Source organism: Catellatospora tritici, assembly GCF_019083965.1.
GTDB lineage: Bacteria > Actinomycetota > Actinomycetes > Mycobacteriales > Micromonosporaceae > Catellatospora > Catellatospora tritici.
The window spans coordinates 394,887-411,347 of sequence record NZ_JAHRCY010000007.1 but is presented as its reverse complement, the minus strand read 5'-3'; the positions used below and the strand labels follow the sequence as shown (position 1 = coordinate 411,347).

General features: G+C 69.9%; 13 protein-coding genes and 1 pseudogene. 4 read left to right on the top strand and 10 right to left on the bottom strand.

Annotated features, from left to right (window positions below):
* Positions 1-1,998: 1,998 nt before the first annotated feature.
* Positions 1,999-2,592 (top strand): annotated as a pseudogene (locus tag KUA19_RS18970) (hypothetical protein); the annotation flags it as partial.
* A 176-nt stretch (positions 2,593-2,768) separates the two neighbouring features.
* Here KUA19_RS18970 and KUA19_RS18965 read toward each other — a convergent pair.
* Entirely contained in the window at positions 2,769-3,488 is a 720-nt protein-coding gene (locus tag KUA19_RS18965) for an SDR family oxidoreductase (RefSeq protein WP_217397318.1), read from the bottom strand.
* Between the two features lie 102 nt (positions 3,489-3,590).
* Between KUA19_RS18965 and KUA19_RS18960 the strand changes: the two genes are divergently transcribed.
* The gene (locus KUA19_RS18960; RefSeq protein ID WP_217397317.1) at positions 3,591-4,439 is read left to right on the top strand and encodes a helix-turn-helix transcriptional regulator; all 849 of its coding nucleotides are present in this window, start codon (positions 3,591-3,593) and stop codon (positions 4,437-4,439) included.
* Positions 4,440-4,509: 70 nt separating this feature from the next.
* On the opposite strand, the gene KUA19_RS18955 is transcribed toward KUA19_RS18960, so the two are convergent.
* The gene (locus KUA19_RS18955; protein WP_217397316.1) at positions 4,510-5,484 is read right to left on the bottom strand and encodes a D-alanine--D-alanine ligase family protein; all 975 of its coding nucleotides are present in this window, start codon (positions 5,482-5,484) and stop codon (positions 4,510-4,512) included.
* A 9-nt stretch (positions 5,485-5,493) separates the two neighbouring features.
* The gene (locus KUA19_RS18950; protein ID WP_254549758.1) at positions 5,494-6,756 is read right to left on the bottom strand and encodes an aminotransferase-like domain-containing protein; all 1,263 of its coding nucleotides are present in this window, start codon (positions 6,754-6,756) and stop codon (positions 5,494-5,496) included.
* 289 nt (positions 6,757-7,045) lie between these two features.
* Between KUA19_RS18950 and KUA19_RS18945 the strand changes: the two genes are divergently transcribed.
* Positions 7,046-7,714: a GNAT family N-acetyltransferase gene (locus tag KUA19_RS18945; RefSeq protein WP_217397314.1), complete on the top strand. Its 669-nt coding sequence runs from the start codon at positions 7,046-7,048 to the stop codon at positions 7,712-7,714.
* On the opposite strand, the gene KUA19_RS44580 is transcribed toward KUA19_RS18945, so the two are convergent.
* The 7 genes from KUA19_RS44580 to KUA19_RS18910 all read right to left on the bottom strand — a co-directional run bounded on the left by KUA19_RS44580 (position 7,711) and on the right by KUA19_RS18910 (position 14,682).
* Positions 7,711-8,949, bottom strand: coding sequence for a DUF2786 domain-containing protein (locus KUA19_RS44580; RefSeq protein WP_217397313.1), 1,239 nt, complete (start codon positions 8,947-8,949; stop codon positions 7,711-7,713). The two genes, KUA19_RS18945 and KUA19_RS44580, sit on opposite strands and share 4 nt — an antisense overlap.
* Positions 8,946-10,109, bottom strand: a complete 1,164-nt coding sequence (locus KUA19_RS18935; RefSeq protein ID WP_217397312.1) for an N-acetylmuramoyl-L-alanine amidase — start codon at positions 10,107-10,109, stop codon at positions 8,946-8,948. Before KUA19_RS18935 ends, KUA19_RS44580 begins: the two co-directional genes overlap by 4 nt.
* A 149-nt stretch (positions 10,110-10,258) precedes the next feature.
* On the bottom strand, positions 10,259-10,582 hold the full coding sequence (trxA, locus tag KUA19_RS18930; RefSeq protein WP_217397311.1) for a thioredoxin: 324 nt from the start codon (positions 10,580-10,582) through the stop codon (positions 10,259-10,261).
* A 39-nt stretch (positions 10,583-10,621) separates the two neighbouring features.
* Positions 10,622-11,545, bottom strand: coding sequence for a thioredoxin-disulfide reductase (trxB, locus tag KUA19_RS18925; RefSeq protein WP_217397310.1), 924 nt, complete (start codon positions 11,543-11,545; stop codon positions 10,622-10,624).
* 106 nt (positions 11,546-11,651) lie between these two features.
* Positions 11,652-12,500 carry an RsmA family anti-sigma factor gene (locus tag KUA19_RS18920; RefSeq protein WP_217397309.1) on the bottom strand — a complete coding sequence of 283 codons (849 nt, stop codon included), beginning with the start codon at positions 12,498-12,500 and terminating at the stop codon, positions 11,652-11,654.
* On the bottom strand, positions 12,500-13,150 hold the full coding sequence (gene sigM / locus KUA19_RS18915) for an RNA polymerase sigma factor SigM (RefSeq protein WP_217397308.1): 651 nt from the start codon (positions 13,148-13,150) through the stop codon (positions 12,500-12,502). The genes KUA19_RS18920 and sigM overlap by 1 nt, the downstream gene beginning before the upstream one ends.
* Complete coding sequence (locus KUA19_RS18910) at positions 13,147-14,682, bottom strand: protein kinase family protein (RefSeq protein ID WP_217397307.1); 1,536 nt, start codon at positions 14,680-14,682, stop codon at positions 13,147-13,149. The genes sigM and KUA19_RS18910 overlap by 4 nt, the downstream gene beginning before the upstream one ends.
* 234 nt (positions 14,683-14,916) lie before the next feature.
* On the opposite strand from KUA19_RS18910, the gene KUA19_RS18905 reads away from it, so the two are divergent.
* Complete coding sequence (locus tag KUA19_RS18905) at positions 14,917-16,440, top strand: helicase HerA-like domain-containing protein (RefSeq protein ID WP_254549633.1); 1,524 nt, start codon at positions 14,917-14,919, stop codon at positions 16,438-16,440.
* Positions 16,441-16,461: the final 21 nt, after the last annotated feature.

Here is a 16,461-nt window from a genome sequence, read left to right as displayed (position 1 = left end):
GGCCGCTCTGGCGAAGTCAGCGCGAAGGGCTGACGTACTCCCTGCGGCTCATGCCTAATGAGCCCAGCGTGCTCTGGAACCGCTGACGATGTTTCACGTGAAACATCGCCGCGCCGCAGCTTCCGCCGGGATGTGTCCATGGGTGGGTGAGGCGGCACGGCGGAGCGGCACAACTGCACGAGTGGCCGGTGCAACCGAGCCGCGGTACGCGCCCGCACCAGCGGCAGGCGCGGCTGGCTGAAGCTGCTGGGGTGGGACGTGCGGACCAGGCGGCGCATCGAGGAAGGCAAAGTCGAGTTGGCAAGCGCGGACGCACGTTCGCCGCCGGTGGCTCCGGCCACCATCTGTGGAGGACGTGGTGAGCGGAGAACCGAGGACGCCGCCCGCGTTCCGACAACTGCTGTGAGGGGCGGAGGTGCCAGTGATCCGTCGAAGCATCTGCCGAACCGTCCCTCCGACCCTCGGCTGGGGAGCCAAGCGATGGCCGTGCACGTGGACCACGAGACGTCGGCAGCCGACCACGAGACGTCGGCAACTGGAAGCCACGAGACCTGACCGCGCCTGCCGCTACCGCCGTGATGGGTTTCTGTTCGGTCGTCGTGCATCACTAGAGCTGTGTGCCGCCGTGGTGGAACTGGACAGTCGTTGACGCAGTCGACACCTCGCTCGCTCTTGCCGGCGACGAAGGAGGCGAGGCATGTTGAGCATCTCATTCGCCATCCACCCGATGGCACGCCACCTGACCGGCAGGGCCTGGCGGACGTCAGCAGGACTGAGAGCCAGCAGGACTGAGAGAGCCAGCAGGACTGAGAGCCAGCAAAGCTTCGAGAATCGCGGCCAAACTAGCTGATGACTGCGCGATGACACTCCGACCTGTACGACACCGGGCACCTGGCTGTCGAGGTTCGCCAAGAGCAGCCGACTGGCCGAAGCAGTCACATGCGGTCCGGCGGAGGTCAGGTCGCCCAGGCTGAGGAAGACGGCCGAACGTGGACGACACTGGCTAGGCGAGGACCACGACGGCTGACGGTGTCGACCAGTTGTCTGCCGTAGTCCGCTGCTGCGGCGGTGCGAGATCCATACCGGTCGGGCGGCTTGCCCAGACGCCAAGCGGGTCAGCCGACGAATGAGGCCGCCCTACCGGACGTGCGTCTCCGCCACATTCGATCAAGATCGCACCTCCGTGCCTCTCGGCCGCATCAGCCGGACACGTGGACCCGCCACAGGTGCTCGAGTGCCGGTAGCGCTTCCCACGGGAGTCGAATAGCCCACGCCGGATGCAAGCCCCTGTGGGCTCGACTCCCCATCGCGGGTCAAACCCCAGCGATTGCCGATCATGGCTTCCGCTCAGTGCACGAGCCTCCTTGGGACTGAGCGATGGCAGAGCTGTGCGTAGCCGACCGCACCGGCCAGCCAGCCTCCGAGCCGCCGAGAGACCAAGTGCTGCCCGCCAGTTATTGATCATGCCGGGCCGGTACATGTCATCTGACGAAGGCAGGTCATGCCCGGCCTCGCTGGTTCGCTACGCCAGTGGGATCAGGAGTGTCTATCGAGCGGACCGGCCGCGATCGAACGGCGTCACAGTCTCAGATCGTGTGCATGGACCATATATCAATATAAATAACACGAATCAGACTTCTCCCAGGTCAGGACCCCTGAGTGTGATCCACAACCTCTGTCGAGTTGTCCACACCTCCCCGCTACGGCTTTCCACAACCGGACATCGGTTATCCACAGGCCTCGTTTCACGTGAAACCAGCATCCGCTCTCATCCCCTTGAGCGCTGTTTCGGCGTGATGAGCACGCCAAATCACGGTTCCGAGGCCCGAACCGCAGTCCCGTGGCGGGCGTCACGATTCCTCGTTCCACAGGCGCGATCGCTTCTGTCCACACCGTTATCCACAGGTGCCTGTGGAGAGTGGTTTCACGTGAAACCGCGTGTCCACAACTCGCCGACCGGGGGGAGACAGGACCGCCGGGCTGGGCTAGATTCTGCAGGTGGCCGATACCCCCATGCCCCTTCCCGGCTTCACTGCGTGGCCCTCGTTCCCTTTCGAGGGTGATCTCAAGGTCAAGCAGCTTGACCCGCCGGTGGAAAACGAGCCCGCCCGCAAGGGTGAAGATTCTGCCGACTGCACGGCCTGCGCCGCGCCAGACGACGCTTACATCTGGGTGAACGAACGCTGGCGGGTGCGGACCATGGACCGCCCGACCGGGCTGCCCATGGTGCTGATGCTTGAGCCGCGATCGCACCTCGATCTGGGCGATCTCCCCAACCTCCTCGCCGCCGAGCTCGGCGTGATGACTGTGCGACTGGAGCGGGCGATGCGTTCGCTCGACAACGTCGCCCGGGTCCACGTCTACCGCTGGGGTGACGGCGCCGCCCATCTGCACGTGTGGTTCATGGCTCGGCCGACGGGTCAGCTCCAGCTGCGCGGCACCTTCCTTCCGCTGTGGGACGACATCCTGCCGCCGATTCCGGAGGATCAGTGGAAGGAGAGCCTGGCGCATGTCGCCGCCTGGCTCGCCGAGTTTGGGGGCACTCCTCTGGCTCAGCCGCCGCGAATCGACTGGCAGGCGCCGGCCAAACTCGGGGAAGCCTGAGCCTCAAGGCACGAACGTCATAACCTGACCCACACGGAACGAATGAAAAACCGGGAGCGGGTCTGGTTTCACGTGAAACCAGACCCGCTCCCGTTTGTTGGCTCGGTCGCGAATCGCGGACGCGCGTCCGCCGTCGAGCTCATCGGGAGTCCGCGTGCGTCGGTTCACCAGGGCAGCGGCCCGTCCTCTTGGCGGAAGGCGCCCGTGGGCGGTGCATCCTGGGTCGCCACGGTGATGACGATGCGGGCACCCTCCCCGGGCGTTCGGTGGCCGCTGTGGTTGTTGAGGTCGGTCGCGGTGAGGCCGGGGTTCACCGCGTTCACGGTGATGCCGGTGTCGCGCAGTTCCTTGGCCCAACAGGCGGTCGCCATGTTCAGCGCATTCTTGGAGGAGGCGTACGCCAGGAACGCCAGGGGGTAGTACGGCGACCCCGGATCCAGTGCGAGGGCTATCGAACCGAGATCGCTCGACACGTTGACGATCCGCGCCCGGTCGGCGCGGCGCAGAAGTGGCAGCAACGTGTTGGTGGTGACTACGCCGAACAGGTTCGTCTCGTACACCTCGCACAAAGTCGCCAGGGTCGTCTCGCTCGGCAGCGCCGAACCGTCGTAGCGAGCGATGCCGGCGTTGTTCACGAGCACGTCCAGGTGGCCGTGCTCGGCTTCGATCCGAGTGGCGGCCGTGACGACCGAACCAGGGTCGGTGACGTCCAATCGGATGAAGTCGACCCGGTAGCCCTCTTCGCGTAGCGCCGCCGCGGCCGTCCACCCTCGCTCAGCAGAACGCGCGCCGAGCAGGACGGTGTAGCCGTGAGCGCCGAGACCGCGGGCCGTCTCGTAGCCGATCCCCTTGTTGGCCCCGGTGACCAGAGCAATCTTTGTCATGACCGCAGCGTGCCCGCTGGCGCGGGCGCCGACGAGGCCACCGACGATGGTGGTACTGCTGGTACCTCCCACGGCGAGGGCCGGACGGGCAGGCTGTGGAGCGTGAACAGAGAAGCGTTCGCGGAGTTCGTCCGCAGCCGCCGGGCTCGCCTGCGTCCGGCCGAGGTCGGCCTGTCCGACAGCGGTACGCGCCGCACCCCCGGACTGCGCCGTCAGGAGGTCGCGCAGTTGGCCGGTATCTCCATCGAGTACTACATCCGGCTGGAGCAGGCCAGGGGTCCGCATCCGTCCTGGCAGGTGCTGTCGGCGCTGGGGCGGGCGCTGCTCCTGAACGCCGATGAACGGGCGCATCTGTTCCAGCTCGCGGGCGTGTTGCCCCAGCAGCAGGACGGCCCCTCGCGCGACGTGCCGGATGGCATCCGGCACCTGCTGATCGCGCTGACCAAGGTGCCCGCGTACGTGCTGAATGCGAAGTACGACATCCTGGCGTGGAACGAGATGGCGTCTCGACTGCTCATGGGTGGCCCGGTCGCCGGTCTGAAGGCGATCCCGCCAGGGCGGCGCAACGTGGTCCGGTGGACCTTCCGATCGCCGAACCTGCGCCGCCACCTGGCGGACGAGCAGGCAGCACGGTTCGCCAGGTTCTCCGTCGCCGACCTGCGTGCCGCACGTGCCCGCTACCCCGGTGACCGAGGCATTCGCGACCTGGTCGATGAACTGCTGCGCACCAGCCCTGAGTTCGGTGAGATCTGGTCCGAACACGAGGTGGAGAGCCACCGGACCATGACCAAGCGGATGGAGTACCCGATCGCCGGTCCGCTGGAGTTGGAGTGCCAGGTGCTGCTGGTGCCTGACCGGGACCAGCGGTTGGTGGTGTACACGGCCGCGCCCGGTTCCTCATCCGCCCAGGCGCTGCGAGCCTTGGCCACCGTCGACCAGCCGCAATGGTGAGACGTTAAGAGGGCACCTTCTTCTACGCAAAGCGATAAGAAGGTGCCCTTCTTACCTCGGGACCGAGGGGTCAGCGGTGGGCGGCGCGGTTGACGAGGGTGGCGAGGACCTCACCGAGGTCGAGCCCGCCCGCTTGGATCGCCATGGGGAGCAGCGAGGTTTCGGTCATGCCGGGAGCCACGTTGACTTCGAGCACGGTGCAGTCGCCGTCCGGGGTGACGATGAGGTCGACGCGGGACAGGTCACGCAGGCCGAGCGCGTTGTGCGCGGCCAGGGCGGTCTTGACCACGTGGGCGCTGACCTCGGGCGCCAGCCGGGCCGGGGTGTGCCAGGTGGTCAGTCCGGCGGTGTAGCGGGCGGCGTAGTCGTACACGCCGTTGCTGGGGACGATCTCGACCGGGGGCAGCGCGAACGGGCCCTCGCCGAGGTCGAGCACGGAGACGGCCACGTCGACCCCCTCGACGTAGCGCTCGACCAGTGCGGTCTGGTGGTACGCGAAGCAGCCGACCATCGCCGCGGGCAGCGCCGACGCGTCGGACACGACCGCGGCGCCCAGCCCGGAGCCGCCTTGGGCGGGCTTGACCATCAGCGGGAGGCCGAGTCGGTCGACGATGCGTTCCAGCACGGCGACCGCGCCCAACTCCGAGAAACGGTCGTGGGGCAGCGCCACCCACTCCGGGGTGGGGATGCCCGACTCGCTCAGCACCGCTTTGGCCGACGGCTTGTCCCAGGCGAGCCGGGACGAACTGGCGTCGCAGCCGACGTACGGCACGCCGCAGAGGTCGAGCACGCCGCGCAGGGAGCCGTCCTCGCCGGTGGAGCCGTGCAGGGCGATGAACACCGCGTCCGGCGGGTCGGCCTTGAGCGTGGGCAGCAGCATCACGTCGGCGTCGGCGAGTTCCGCTTCGACCCCGGCGGCGCGCAGCGCGTCGAGGACCCGGGCACCAGAGCGCAGTGACACGTCACGCTCGTACGACAGCCCGCCCGCGAGGACCAGGCAGCGCAGTTCGGCGGCGGTTGCGGGCGGGGCAGAGGACTCGGTCACAGGTTCAGATCATGCCAAGTCGGGCCCGGGTGCGTGCGCGCCGGGCCGCTGCGGGCCGGACGCGCTGTCCAGGGAGCCCGCGTCGGCGAAGACGGCGCGCAGCGCCAGCTCCTGCTCGACGACGCCGGCCAGGCGGCGCACGCCCTCACGGATGCGCTCCGGCGACGGGAACGAGAAGTTCAGGCGCAGGTGCTGGCGACCGGTGCCGTCGGCGTAGAAGCCGGTGCCGGGCACGTACGCGACCCGGGCCGCGATGGCCCGCGGCACCATGGCCTTGGAGTCCAGGCCCTCGGGCAGGGTCGCCCACACGAACAGGCCGCCCGCCGGGCGGGTCCAGGTGGTGCCCTCGGGCATCAGGTCGGCCAGCGCGGACAGCATGGTGTCGCGGCGCTCGGCGTAGATCTGCTGGTACGTCTTGAGCTGCTGGCGCCAGGGCATGGTGGACAGGTAGGTGCTGACCACGGACTGGGCGAAGTTGCTGGGGCACAGGATGTTCGCCTCGGTGGTGATCACCAGCTTGTCCCGCACCGCGTGCGGGGCCAGGATCCAGCCGACCCGCAGGCCCGGCGCGAAGGTCTTGGAGAAGGTGCTCAGGTAGAAGACGCCGTCGCGGCGGCGGGCGCGCAGCGGGCGCGGGGCCTCGCCCTCGAACCCGAGGCGGCCGTATGGGTCGTCCTCGATCACCAGCAGTCCGGCCCGCTCGCAGATGTCGAGCACCTGCTCGCGCCGCTCCTCCGACAGGGTGACGCCGGCCGGGTTCTGGTACGTCGGAATGGTGTAGAGGAACTTGACCCGCCGGCCGAGCCTGCGCTGCTCCTCGATCGCGGTCTCCAGCGCCGCCGGGATGAGCCCGTCGTGGTCCATCGGCACGTGCACGACCTCGGCCTGCGCGGCCTGGAACACGCCCAGCGCGCCCACGTAGGTCGGGCCCTCGGCGAGGATGACGTCGCCCGGGTCGAGGAAGAGGCGGGCGATCAGGTCAAGGGCCTGCTGGCCGCCGATGGTGACGACGACGTCCTCCGGGGACGCGCCGACCGAGGCGTCGATGCCGACGTCGGCCATCAGGGCGCAGATCTGCTCGCGCAGCTCCGGCATGCCCTGGCCGAGTCCGTACTGCAGGGCGGTGGCACCCGAACGGGCGACGAGCTCGCCGATGACCTCACCGACGGCGTCGAGCGGCAGCGCGGAGATGTACGGCATACCCCCGGCGAGTGACACCACTTCCGGGCGGTTCGCCACGGCGAAGAGAGCTCGGATCTCCGATGCGGTCATCCCCGAGATGCGCTGCGCGTATCGGTCGGTGTAGTCGTCGAGCGTGGTGCCCGTCTCCGCCACGATCCCTCCCAGTGCCGTGGAACCCCGGTAGGATCGGCGTTCCGCAAAGTCAGTCTTCGAATCGTACGCTCGGTGAAGTCGGTCTTGAACCGACATTCGGTCGAATCCAACCGCCGGGATAGGGTGCAGTCGGGCAGAAGTCGGGCGTAAAGTCTATGAGTTGACCCGTTACAGCGGTCGACTCGTGTCGGTCTGCGGCGTTGCCGCTACGGAGCCGGAGCTGCTCATGTCACGCAGAGTGGTCAATCTGACACTTGACACCCTGGAAGACCTGCCCAAGGGGTGCCGCAGCTGCGTGTACTGGGAGCTCGATCCGGTGTCGGCCGAGCGTGCCTGCGCCGCCGGTGATCCGGGCCTGGAGAAGGAGGCGTGGGTCTCGCAGACCCTGCTGGAGTGGGGCTCCTGCGGCAAGATCGCCTATGTCGACGGCATGCCCGCCGGGTTCGTCCTCTACGCCCCGCCGATGTACGTGCCGCGCGGCAGCGCCTTCCCCACCTCGCCGGTCTCCCCCGACGCGGTCCAGCTGATGACCGCGCACGTGGTCGCGGCGTTCGCCGGGGGCGGGCTGGGCCGGGTGCTGATCCAGTCGATCGCCCGCGACCTGACCAAGCGCGGCGTCAAGGCGATCGAGGCGTTCGGGGACGCCAAGTTCGGCGAGCGCGACGAGGACGAGACCAGGCAGACCAGCTGCCTGGCTCCGGCCGACTTCTTCCTGGCCGTGGGCTTCAAGACGGTGCGGCCGCACCCCCGCTACCCGAGGTTGCGGATGGAGCTGCGCACAGCCTTGTCGTGGAAGTCCGATGTCGAGTACGCGCTGGAGAAGCTGCTCGGCTCGATGAGCCCCGAACTGCTGCGCCCCGGCGTCCGCCCCGCCGTGCGGGGCACCACCAACTAGTTCGGCAGCCGCTCGCGCATCGTCAGTTCGGCCCGGTCGGCGGCGGCCAGCCCGGCGTGCCAGCCCTCGCGGTTGCTGACCGACGCGCTGCGCCCGATGCGGGTGGGGAACAGCGCCTCGAACGCCGCGTCCACCGCCTCCGCTCGCGCCGCCAGCACCGGCACCAGGTCCGTTCCGGCGACCATCTCGGCGTCGACCTGGTCGGTTGCCTCGGCCAGTCGTTCGCCGATGCGCTGCGCGTACGCCGTGAGGAAGGACTGGCGGAACGAGCGGATGTTGTTGCGGCCGTAGCGGTCGGCGCGCGGGCCCGTCCCGGTCATCGCGCGGGTCGCCTGCACGAGCAGCGACGTGAACAGCAGCTCCACCGACTCCAGGTCGGCCTCGAAGCCGACCACGGTGCTCAGGCCCCACTCCTTCATGAACACGGCGTGGCAGCGGTTGGCCTCGGCGACGGCCTGCAGCAGCAGGCACTTGGGCAGCTCGTACGGGTTGTCGATCGGGATCCGCAGCACGGCCGGGGCGTCGGCACCGCCCCCGGCGGCGGACAGCCGCGCGGCGTCGATGCTGTGCCGGGCCATCAGCTCCTGCGCCTTGGCGGTGAACGCCTCGGCCTCGTCCGGGTACGTGGTCGACTCGGCCTTGGCCAGCAGCGCCCGGATCCGGTCGAGCTGCCGCTCCGGCCCGTCGGCCGGTGGTACGCGGCGCCGGAGCTGGCGCGGCATCACCGAGACGCCCGGAGCCGGGACGACCAACTCCATCTGGGGCAGGCGCAGGAAGAGCTCCAGCAACCTAACGACATAGTCCACTAGATCGCCTCGGTCCAGCCGATGCTGGGCGCCGGCCTCGCGGGCATAGGAGAGGCCATCGCTCCACCAGACCGCCGCGCCGATCTCGTCGAGTTGGCTCTGCCAACGCGGGTCGATCTGGTCGGGGGTAAAGCCCCGGATCAGGCTCGCCATCGCGTCGACCGTGAGCGAGGCGGCCGTCGCGTCGAAGGTCCGCCGCACGGCACGGGCGAGTTCGGCGGGCTGCCAGTTGGCCTCCCAGGCGCGCAGCGCGCCCTTCTCCAGCAGCACCGGCATGGCGGCGTCGATCACCTGCTCGCCGAGGGTGGAGGTCAGGATCTGGCCGCGCACTCGGCGGTAGTTGCGTTCGTCGCCGTTGCGCAGGGACAGCACGGCCTCGTGGAACATGCGCTCCGCGTAGAAGACCGGCGAGGGGCCGGGGTCGGTCACTTGCTCAGTTCCCCCAAGGCCAGGCGAAGCTGGCTGACGTCGATGGTGCCGGTCTTCACGTCGATCTCGGCCGGGTAGTACATGCGCTGCACCGCGGCCACGATCGCCTCGACCACCCGCTCGCGGAACATCGGGTCGGTGAGCTGGGCGCGATCCTTCGGCGAGGTCAGGTAGCCGACGTCGACGCGTACCGCGGGCATGCGGGTGTAGCGCAGCAGCTCCCACGTCTTCGCGTGAGTGTGGCAGTTGCGCAGGCCGGTGCGGGCCACGATCTCGCGCTGCACCAGCCCGGCCAGCCGCTCCCCCATCGTCGAGGTGACACCGTTCTCGGTGCCGTAGTGGTACGTGGCGACGCCGTCGGCCTCCGGGTTGTGGTGGCCGTCGATGTGCAGCGAGATCAGCAGGTCGGCACTCAGATCGTTGGCCAGCTGCGCCCGGTCCGCGTCGCTGGGCGCCTCGATCGGCAGCGGCCCGCGGGTCAGGTGCACCCGCATCCCGGCGGCGGCCAGGCGGCCTTCCAGCCGCGTGGCGAGGTCGTACGCGAGGTCGGCCTCGGTCCAGCGCAGCGGCCCGTCGGGGACGACCACCCCCGGGTCGGAACCGCCGTGCCCCGGGTCGACCACGATCTGGCGACCGACCAGGCTCGGCCCGGAGGCGCGGAACAGCGACTCCTCACGCAGTTTCAGCGGCGAACCGCCGGTCACCTTGCGTCCGAGCCGGCGCAGCATGTGCAGGGTCTGCGGGCCGCAGGAGCCGTCGGGCACCAGGCCCATCTCGCGCTGGAACGCCGACAGCGCCTTGGCGGTACGGGCACCGTACGTGCCGTCGGTGCGCCCGGCGTCGTACCCCATCTCCAGCAGCCGCTCCTGCAGCTGGCGCACGTCGTCGCCGCGCAGCGGATTGGAGACGCTGTAATACAGCGTGCGGGCGCCCAGCGTCCATCTGGCGGCGTCCAGGGCGCGCCAGGTCTCCGCGCCCACCTCGCCGTCGACGGACAGCCCTCGGCTCTGCTGGAAGGCGCGCACGGCCCGTTCCGTGGCGTCGTTGAAGTGGTCGGCCTCGGCCGAGTCCGGGGCGGGCTGCATCAGGCCGAGGGTGACCAGAATCTGCCGGATCTCGGTGACGGCAGGGCCACGCTCACCGCGCTTGATCGCTCGCACAGGCGGACCTCCTGAGAAACCTCACAAATGCCACCGGAGCCTACCTCGCCTGTCGGCCCGCCAGTGACGCGCGCCACGGTTACGGCTGTCCGGGGGCGCCGTAACAGACCGAGGCCCCGAGCCTGAGCCCGGGGCCTCGTAAGACGCTGTCAGAGAGCGGACTCGATCAGCCGGACGATGTCGCCCTTCGGGCGGGCGCCCGCGACCGACTGCACCGGCTGGCCGCCCTTGAACAGGGTCAGCGTCGGCACCGACATGACCCGGTAGGCCCGTGCGGTCTCCGGGTTGGCGTCGATGTCCAGCTTCACGATGGTGACCTGGTCCTTCATCTCGGTGGCGATCTCCTCGAGCACCGGGGCGACCTTGCGGCACGGGCCGCACCACTCGGCCCAGAAGTCCACCAGGACCGGCTTGTCGGACTGCAGTACATCAGCGACGAACGAGGCGTCGGTGACCGCCTTGGCGGATCCCATCTCGGGTCTCTCCTATCTCAGATCTCTACGGTGTCTCAGTCAGTGCGCCAAGAACCGCTCCGCGTCCAGCGCGGCGGTACAGCCGGTGCCGGAGGCGGTGATGGCCTGGCGGTAGGTGTGGTCGACCAGGTCACCCGCGGCGAAGACGCCGGGGATGCTGGTACGGGTGCTCGGCGCGTCGACCTTCACGTAGCCCTCGTCGTCCATCTCTACCTGGCCGACGAACATCTGGCTGCGCGGGTCGTGGCCGATGGCGACGAATACGCCGGTGACCGGCAGTTCACGGGACTCGCCGGTGATCACGTTGTGCACGCGTACGCCGGAGACCTTGCCGTCGGCACCGAGGATCTCGTCGATCACGGTGTTCCACTCGACCGAGATCTTCTCGTTCGAGAGGGCGCGCTCGGCCATGATCTTGCTGGCGCGGAACTCGTCGCGGCGGTGGATGATCGTGACGTGGTCGGCGAACCGGGTGAGGAAGGTGGCCTCCTCCATCGCCGAGTCGCCGCCGCCCGCCACGACGATGCGCTGGCCCCGGAAGAAGAAGCCGTCGCAGGTCGCGCAGGACGAGACGCCGTGGCCGAGCAGCTCCTGCTCGCCGGGCACGCCCAGCGGGCGCCACGCCGAACCGGTGGCCAGGATGACGGCACGGGCACGGTACTCGGTGTCGCCGACCCAGACGCTCTTGACCTCGCCGGACAGCTCGACCCGGGTCGCGTTGTCGGTGATGAACTCGGTGCCGAACCGCTCGGCCTGCTTGCGCATCTGGTCCATCAGTTCGGGGCCCATGATGCCGTCGGGGAAGCCGGGGAAGTTCTCGATCTCGGTGGTGGTCATCAGCGCGCCGCCGGACTCGACACCTTCGATGAGCAGGGGCTTGAGGCTGGCGCGTGCGGCGTACACGGCGGCGGTGTAACCAGCCGGACCCGAGCCGACGATGATCAGGTTTCGGACGTTCTCCACGAAACGCGCTCCTAGCGATCGGTTCGCCGTGCTGACGCAGGCTGAAACGCCATCGTACGGAGCGCGCATTCCTTTACCACCCCAGCGGTGGGTCAGCTCACTGTGTCTAGTCCGCCGCGATCCGGAAGAGCTCGTCAGAGCCACCGACACCGCACTGCGGACCCGCCACCACGACCCAGTGCCGGTCCGGCCCGGCGATCGAGATGACGACCGCGGGGCGCCCCTCGAAGCGGGCGAAGTCGACCAGTTCGACGGTGCCCGGCACCGTCGAGAGCACCGCGTTGAGGCAGCCGGCGAGGGCGGGCTGCGAGGCGGCCAGCGGCTGCAGCGCTGCGGGAACCCGGTCGACCGAATATCCGTCCGCGGCCGCGCTCTTCGGCGCCTCGGGCGTGCTGAGCGTCGTCATCGGCGGCGCCGACTTATCCGTCTCGCGCGCGTTCGGGGTGATCGTGGCCCGGTTGTAGTCGAGCCCGCTCGACGACAACGGGACCGACGGGTACAGCTCCGCACTGGCCGGTTTCTCCGCGGTGTCATAGGCGCCGGTCCCGCCGTACTGCGACAGCGGCAGCGACACGCCGGCGACCACGAGCGCGGCCGCGGCGACACCGACCGGAACCGCCCAGCGGCGACGGCGGCGGGTGGCTGCACCGGGGCGGCGATCCAGGGCGCGCTCGCCGGTGCCCGGCCGCGGCGCGGGAGCGGGCACCGCGGCGAACTGCGGCCCGGCCAGCAGGTCGTCGAAGCGGGCCGCGAGGTCGGCGGGCATGGGTTCGGTGGCTGCCGCGAGCAGGGCCAGGTCGGCCGAGACCAGCGGGAGCGCGGTGCGGAGCCGGACGGCGGCCTCGGCCCAGGCCGGGTCGTGGGCCACGAGGTCGGCCACGCGGGCCTCGTCGGGAGTGCCGTCGAGGGCACCGTCGACGTAGTCGGCGAGCAGATCGAGATCGACCGGGCTCATCAGGCGCCTCCTCTCGGCATGGTCTGGCTGTCGCGCGGCTGTGTGGCCGTGTCGGGTCGGACGTCGCCGTCGCCGCTGAGGTTGCGTAGGTGGCCCAACATCACAGCCAACCGGGCGCGACCGCGTGAACAGCGGCTCTTGATGGTGCCCTCCGCCACTCCCATCATGATCGCCACTTCGGCCACCGAGTAGCCCTGCAGGTCGACCAGGACGAGAGCGGCGCGCTGCTCGTACGGCAGCTCGGCCAGCGCCGCGCGCACGACCATCGCGGTGTCGTGATCCGTGGTCGGGGCGGCCGGTTCGTGGCGCCCGGCGCCACGGTCGTCCTCGTCGTGGCCGACCTGGCCCGGCAGCGGGACAGTGGCGTGGGTCTGGCGTCGCCGCAGTCGGTCGACGCAGGCGTTCACCACGATGCGGTGCAGCCAGGTGGTGACGGCGGCCTCACCCCGGAACCTGGCCGCCGCGCGGTGCGCCGACAGCATGGCTTCCTGCAGTGCGTCGGCGGCGTCCTCGCGGTCGTTGACGGTGCGCACGGCGACCGCCCAGAGGCGGTCGCGGTGTCGGCGGAACAGCAGCCCGAAGGCGTGGGGGTCACCAGCGACGTGGGCGTGCAGCAGCTCCTCGTCGGTACGGGGATCCGGGCCGGTCACTGCACCTCGACCACGATCTCCTGCACGCCGATGCGGTACTTGTTGGCGGTCTCCAGCGGCAGGTCGGTGATCCAGACCATGAGGAACTGGTACGGCACCGAGGTGTCGGCCGGGAACACCATCGTGGTGCCGGAGTCCTTGCCGACCGGCTCGCCGAGCCGCTTGTACGTCTCGACGATGGTCTTGTCGCCGGCGCTGGTGGCCGGCTGGTCGGCGTTGCCGTAGCGCAGCTCGGCCGAGGCGCCCGGCACGGTCAGCTGCACCCGCACGCTGGACACCAGCGCCGGCTGGTCCAGCTTGATCAGGATGCCCATGCCGGCCTTGCTGTTGCCGAAGTTCGAGCGGTTGTAGTAGCGGCTGGTCTGCCACGCCGTCTTCGGGTTGCCGTCGACGACCAGCTCGGAGTCCTTGGTCTCGCTGCGGTCGCCCTTGGGGTCGACGATGCGGACCTGGTCGGCGCGCAGCTTCAGGGCGTGCGGCTGCGGCGCCGGCGACGCGGTGGCCTGCGGCGAGGCGCTGGCCGGGGCCTGGGCCAGCGGGTCCTCGCCGCCGGAGTTGAGCGCCCGGATGGCGAAGACCAACCCCGCGATGACCAGTGCCACCGCCACGCCGCCCGCGATGAGCAGCTTGGGGGTGGTGGCCCGGGTGGTGGTCTCCGGGGCGATCTCGTCGGCGAAGCGCAGCGTGCCGTTGCCGCCGAGCAGCAGCCGCTCGCCGGTGTCCAGCCGGGCCAGCTCGGAGGCGAGCACCTGGGCCGTGGGCAGCGCGAGCTTGCCGTCGAGCAGGTCCATGACCAGGTCGTCGAGGTACGTCGGGACGCCGGCTCGGACGTTGCGCGGTGCGACGAGCGCACCCGTGCCGTCGCGGCGGCCGTCGGGCAGTGCGGACCGCCCGCCCTCGGTGGGCCAGTGGCCGGTGAGCATGAAGTAGGCGAGCGCGCCGAGGCTGCGCACATCGGCCTCGGCGCTGGTGTTGGCGTCGACCCGCGCGTCGGCGAGCACGACCCGGCTGTCGTTGGCGACGAGCACGGTGCCGGGGTGCACGTTTCCGTGCGCCATGCCGCTGGCGTGCAGCGCGGACACCGCGTCGGCGACCGCGTGCAGCACCGTGGTGGTGCGCTCGGCGTCGAAGGGGCCCTCGTCCGCGACCAGGTCGCGCAGGGCCACACCCTCGATCCACTCGCGGACCACGTATGCCTGGCTGCCCTCGTCGATGGCGTCGTAGACGCCGATCAGGTTGGGGTGCACGACCCGACTGGCGGTCACCGCGGCCGACAGCATCTCCTCGGCGGACGAGCCGCCGGGGCGTCGGAGCACGAGGGCCACGGGGCGCCGGAGCACGACGTCGACGCCGCGCCACACCTGGCGGCCGGCGCTGTCGTTGTTGATGTGCTCCTCGAGGCGATACCGCTCGGCCAGCACGTCGCCAGCCGAGAGCCCGCCGCGGGTTTCCGCCGCCGGCTCGGCCGCGCGTGGACCCTCGCCGACCTGGGTCACCCGTCCTCCCCCTCGTGAAGCAGTGTGTCTTCGCATCGATGACTTCGGCCGCCGCCGAAGTCGCGAGGACGCCGTCCGCTACTTAGAGAGCCTAGGCGCTCCGCTCGGTTGCCGAGTGCGACCTTACAGCTATCCGACGGATCGGCGTACCGGTAAGGCGCCCCGTTCTCGGATTCGAACGTATACCACCCGCCGAGTCAGATACTCCCTGCGTAGGACACAAAGTGGCTACGCTTCCTCCATATCGGGCAAAACAGGCAGGGGGCGCTGATGGATGCCGAGGCGATCAAGGCGGGGTACGCCTTCGCGGGAGCCACGCTCGAACTCGGTGCTCTCGTGGTCGACGACGGCAAGGCCGATCCCCAGTGCCCGATCCGCCTGCCGCTGGCCATGCTCAACCGGCACGGGCTGGTCGCGGGCGCGACCGGCACCGGCAAGACCAAGACGCTGCAGGTCATGGCCGAGCAGTTGTCCGCGGCCGGCGTCCCGGTCTTCCTCGCCGACATCAAGGGCGACGTCAGCGGTATGGCCGCCGCCGCCACCGCGTCCGACCGGATCACGGAGCGGATGGCCGAGCTGGGCCAGCCGTGGACGCCGACGGCGTACCCGTGCGAGTTCCTCACCCTCGGCGGCAGAGGCGTCGGGGTGCCGATCCGGGCGACCGTCACCGATTTCGGGCCGCTGCTGCTGTCCAAGGTGCTCGGGCTCACCGAGGTGCAGCAGTCCTCCCTCAACCTGGTGTTCCACTTCGCCGACCAGAAGGCGCTGCCGCTGGTCGACATCAAGGACCTGCGCGCGGTGATCCAGTACCTGGTCTCCGACGAGGGCGCCGCCGAGCTGAAGAACCTGGGCGGGCTGTCCAAGCAGACCGCCGGGGTGCTGCTGCGCGAGCTGATCGGGTTCAGCGACGCGGGCGCGGACGCGTTCTTCGGCGAACCCCAGTTCGACACCCCCGACCTGCTGCGGGTGGCGCCCGACGGCCGAGGCATGGTCACCATCCTGGAGCTGCCCGGGGTGGTCGCGCAGCCCGCGCTGTTCTCCTCTTTCCTGATGTGGCTGCTCGCCGAGCTGTACGAGGAGCTGCCCGAGGTCGGCGACCCCGACAAGCCGAAGCTCGTCTTCTTCTTCGACGAGGCGCACCTGCTGTTCAAGGACGCGTCCAAGGCGTTCCTCGAATCGATCACCCAGACGGTGCGGCTGATCCGTTCCAAAGGAGTAGGTGTCTTCTTCGTCACGCAGACGCCGAAGGACGTGCACGCCGACGTGCTGGCGCAGCTGGGCAACCGGGTCCAGCACGCGCTGCGGGCGTACACGCCGGACGACGCCAAGGCGCTCAAGGCGACCGTGTCGACGTTCCCGAAGTCGGACTACGACCTGCAGCAGGTGCTGACCCAGCTCGGTACGGGTGAGGCGATCGTCACGGTGCTCAACGAGAAGGGCGCCCCGACGCCGGTGGCCTGGACCCGGCTGCGCGCACCGCAGTCGTTGATGGCGGCCGTCGACCCGACGGTGCTCGGGGCGGTGGTGGCCGCCTCGCCACTGGGCACGAAGTACAACCAGCCGGTGGACCGCGAGTCGGCGTACGAGATCCTCACCGCGCGCATCGCCGCCGCCGCTCCCCCGCTGCAGGCCGCTCCCCCGCCCGCCGGGCGGCAGGCTCAACCCAAGCCGGACCCCAACCTCGCCGAGCAGATCCTCGGCTCCCGGACCACCAAACGCCTGCTCACCACGGCTGCCGCCGCGGCGGGCACCGCCATCATCCGCAGCATCTTCGGCACCCGACGCCGCCGCTGAGGCCGCCCCCGCTTACCGGCA

Bases quoted from the DNA above. Each gene is read 5' to 3' on its own strand.
- KUA19_RS18965 (WP_217397318.1), bottom strand. From the start codon at position 3,488: ATGACAAAGATTGCTCTGGTCACCGGGGCCAACAAGGGGATCGGCTAC.
- KUA19_RS18905 (WP_254549633.1), top strand. From the start codon at position 14,917: ATGGATGCCGAGGCGATCAAGGCGGGGTACGCCTTCGCGGGAGCCACG.
- KUA19_RS18945 (WP_217397314.1), top strand. From the start codon at position 7,046: ATGTCACGCAGAGTGGTCAATCTGACACTTGACACCCTGGAAGACCTG.
- KUA19_RS18910 (WP_217397307.1), bottom strand. From the start codon at position 14,682: ATGCGAAGACACACTGCTTCACGAGGGGGAGGACGGGTGACCCAGGTC.
- KUA19_RS18950 (WP_254549758.1), bottom strand. From the start codon at position 6,756: ATGACCGCATCGGAGATCCGAGCTCTCTTCGCCGTGGCGAACCGCCCG.
- trxA (WP_217397311.1), bottom strand. From the start codon at position 10,582: ATGGGATCCGCCAAGGCGGTCACCGACGCCTCGTTCGTCGCTGATGTA.
- KUA19_RS18920 (WP_217397309.1), bottom strand. From the start codon at position 12,500: ATGAGCCCGGTCGATCTCGATCTGCTCGCCGACTACGTCGACGGTGCC.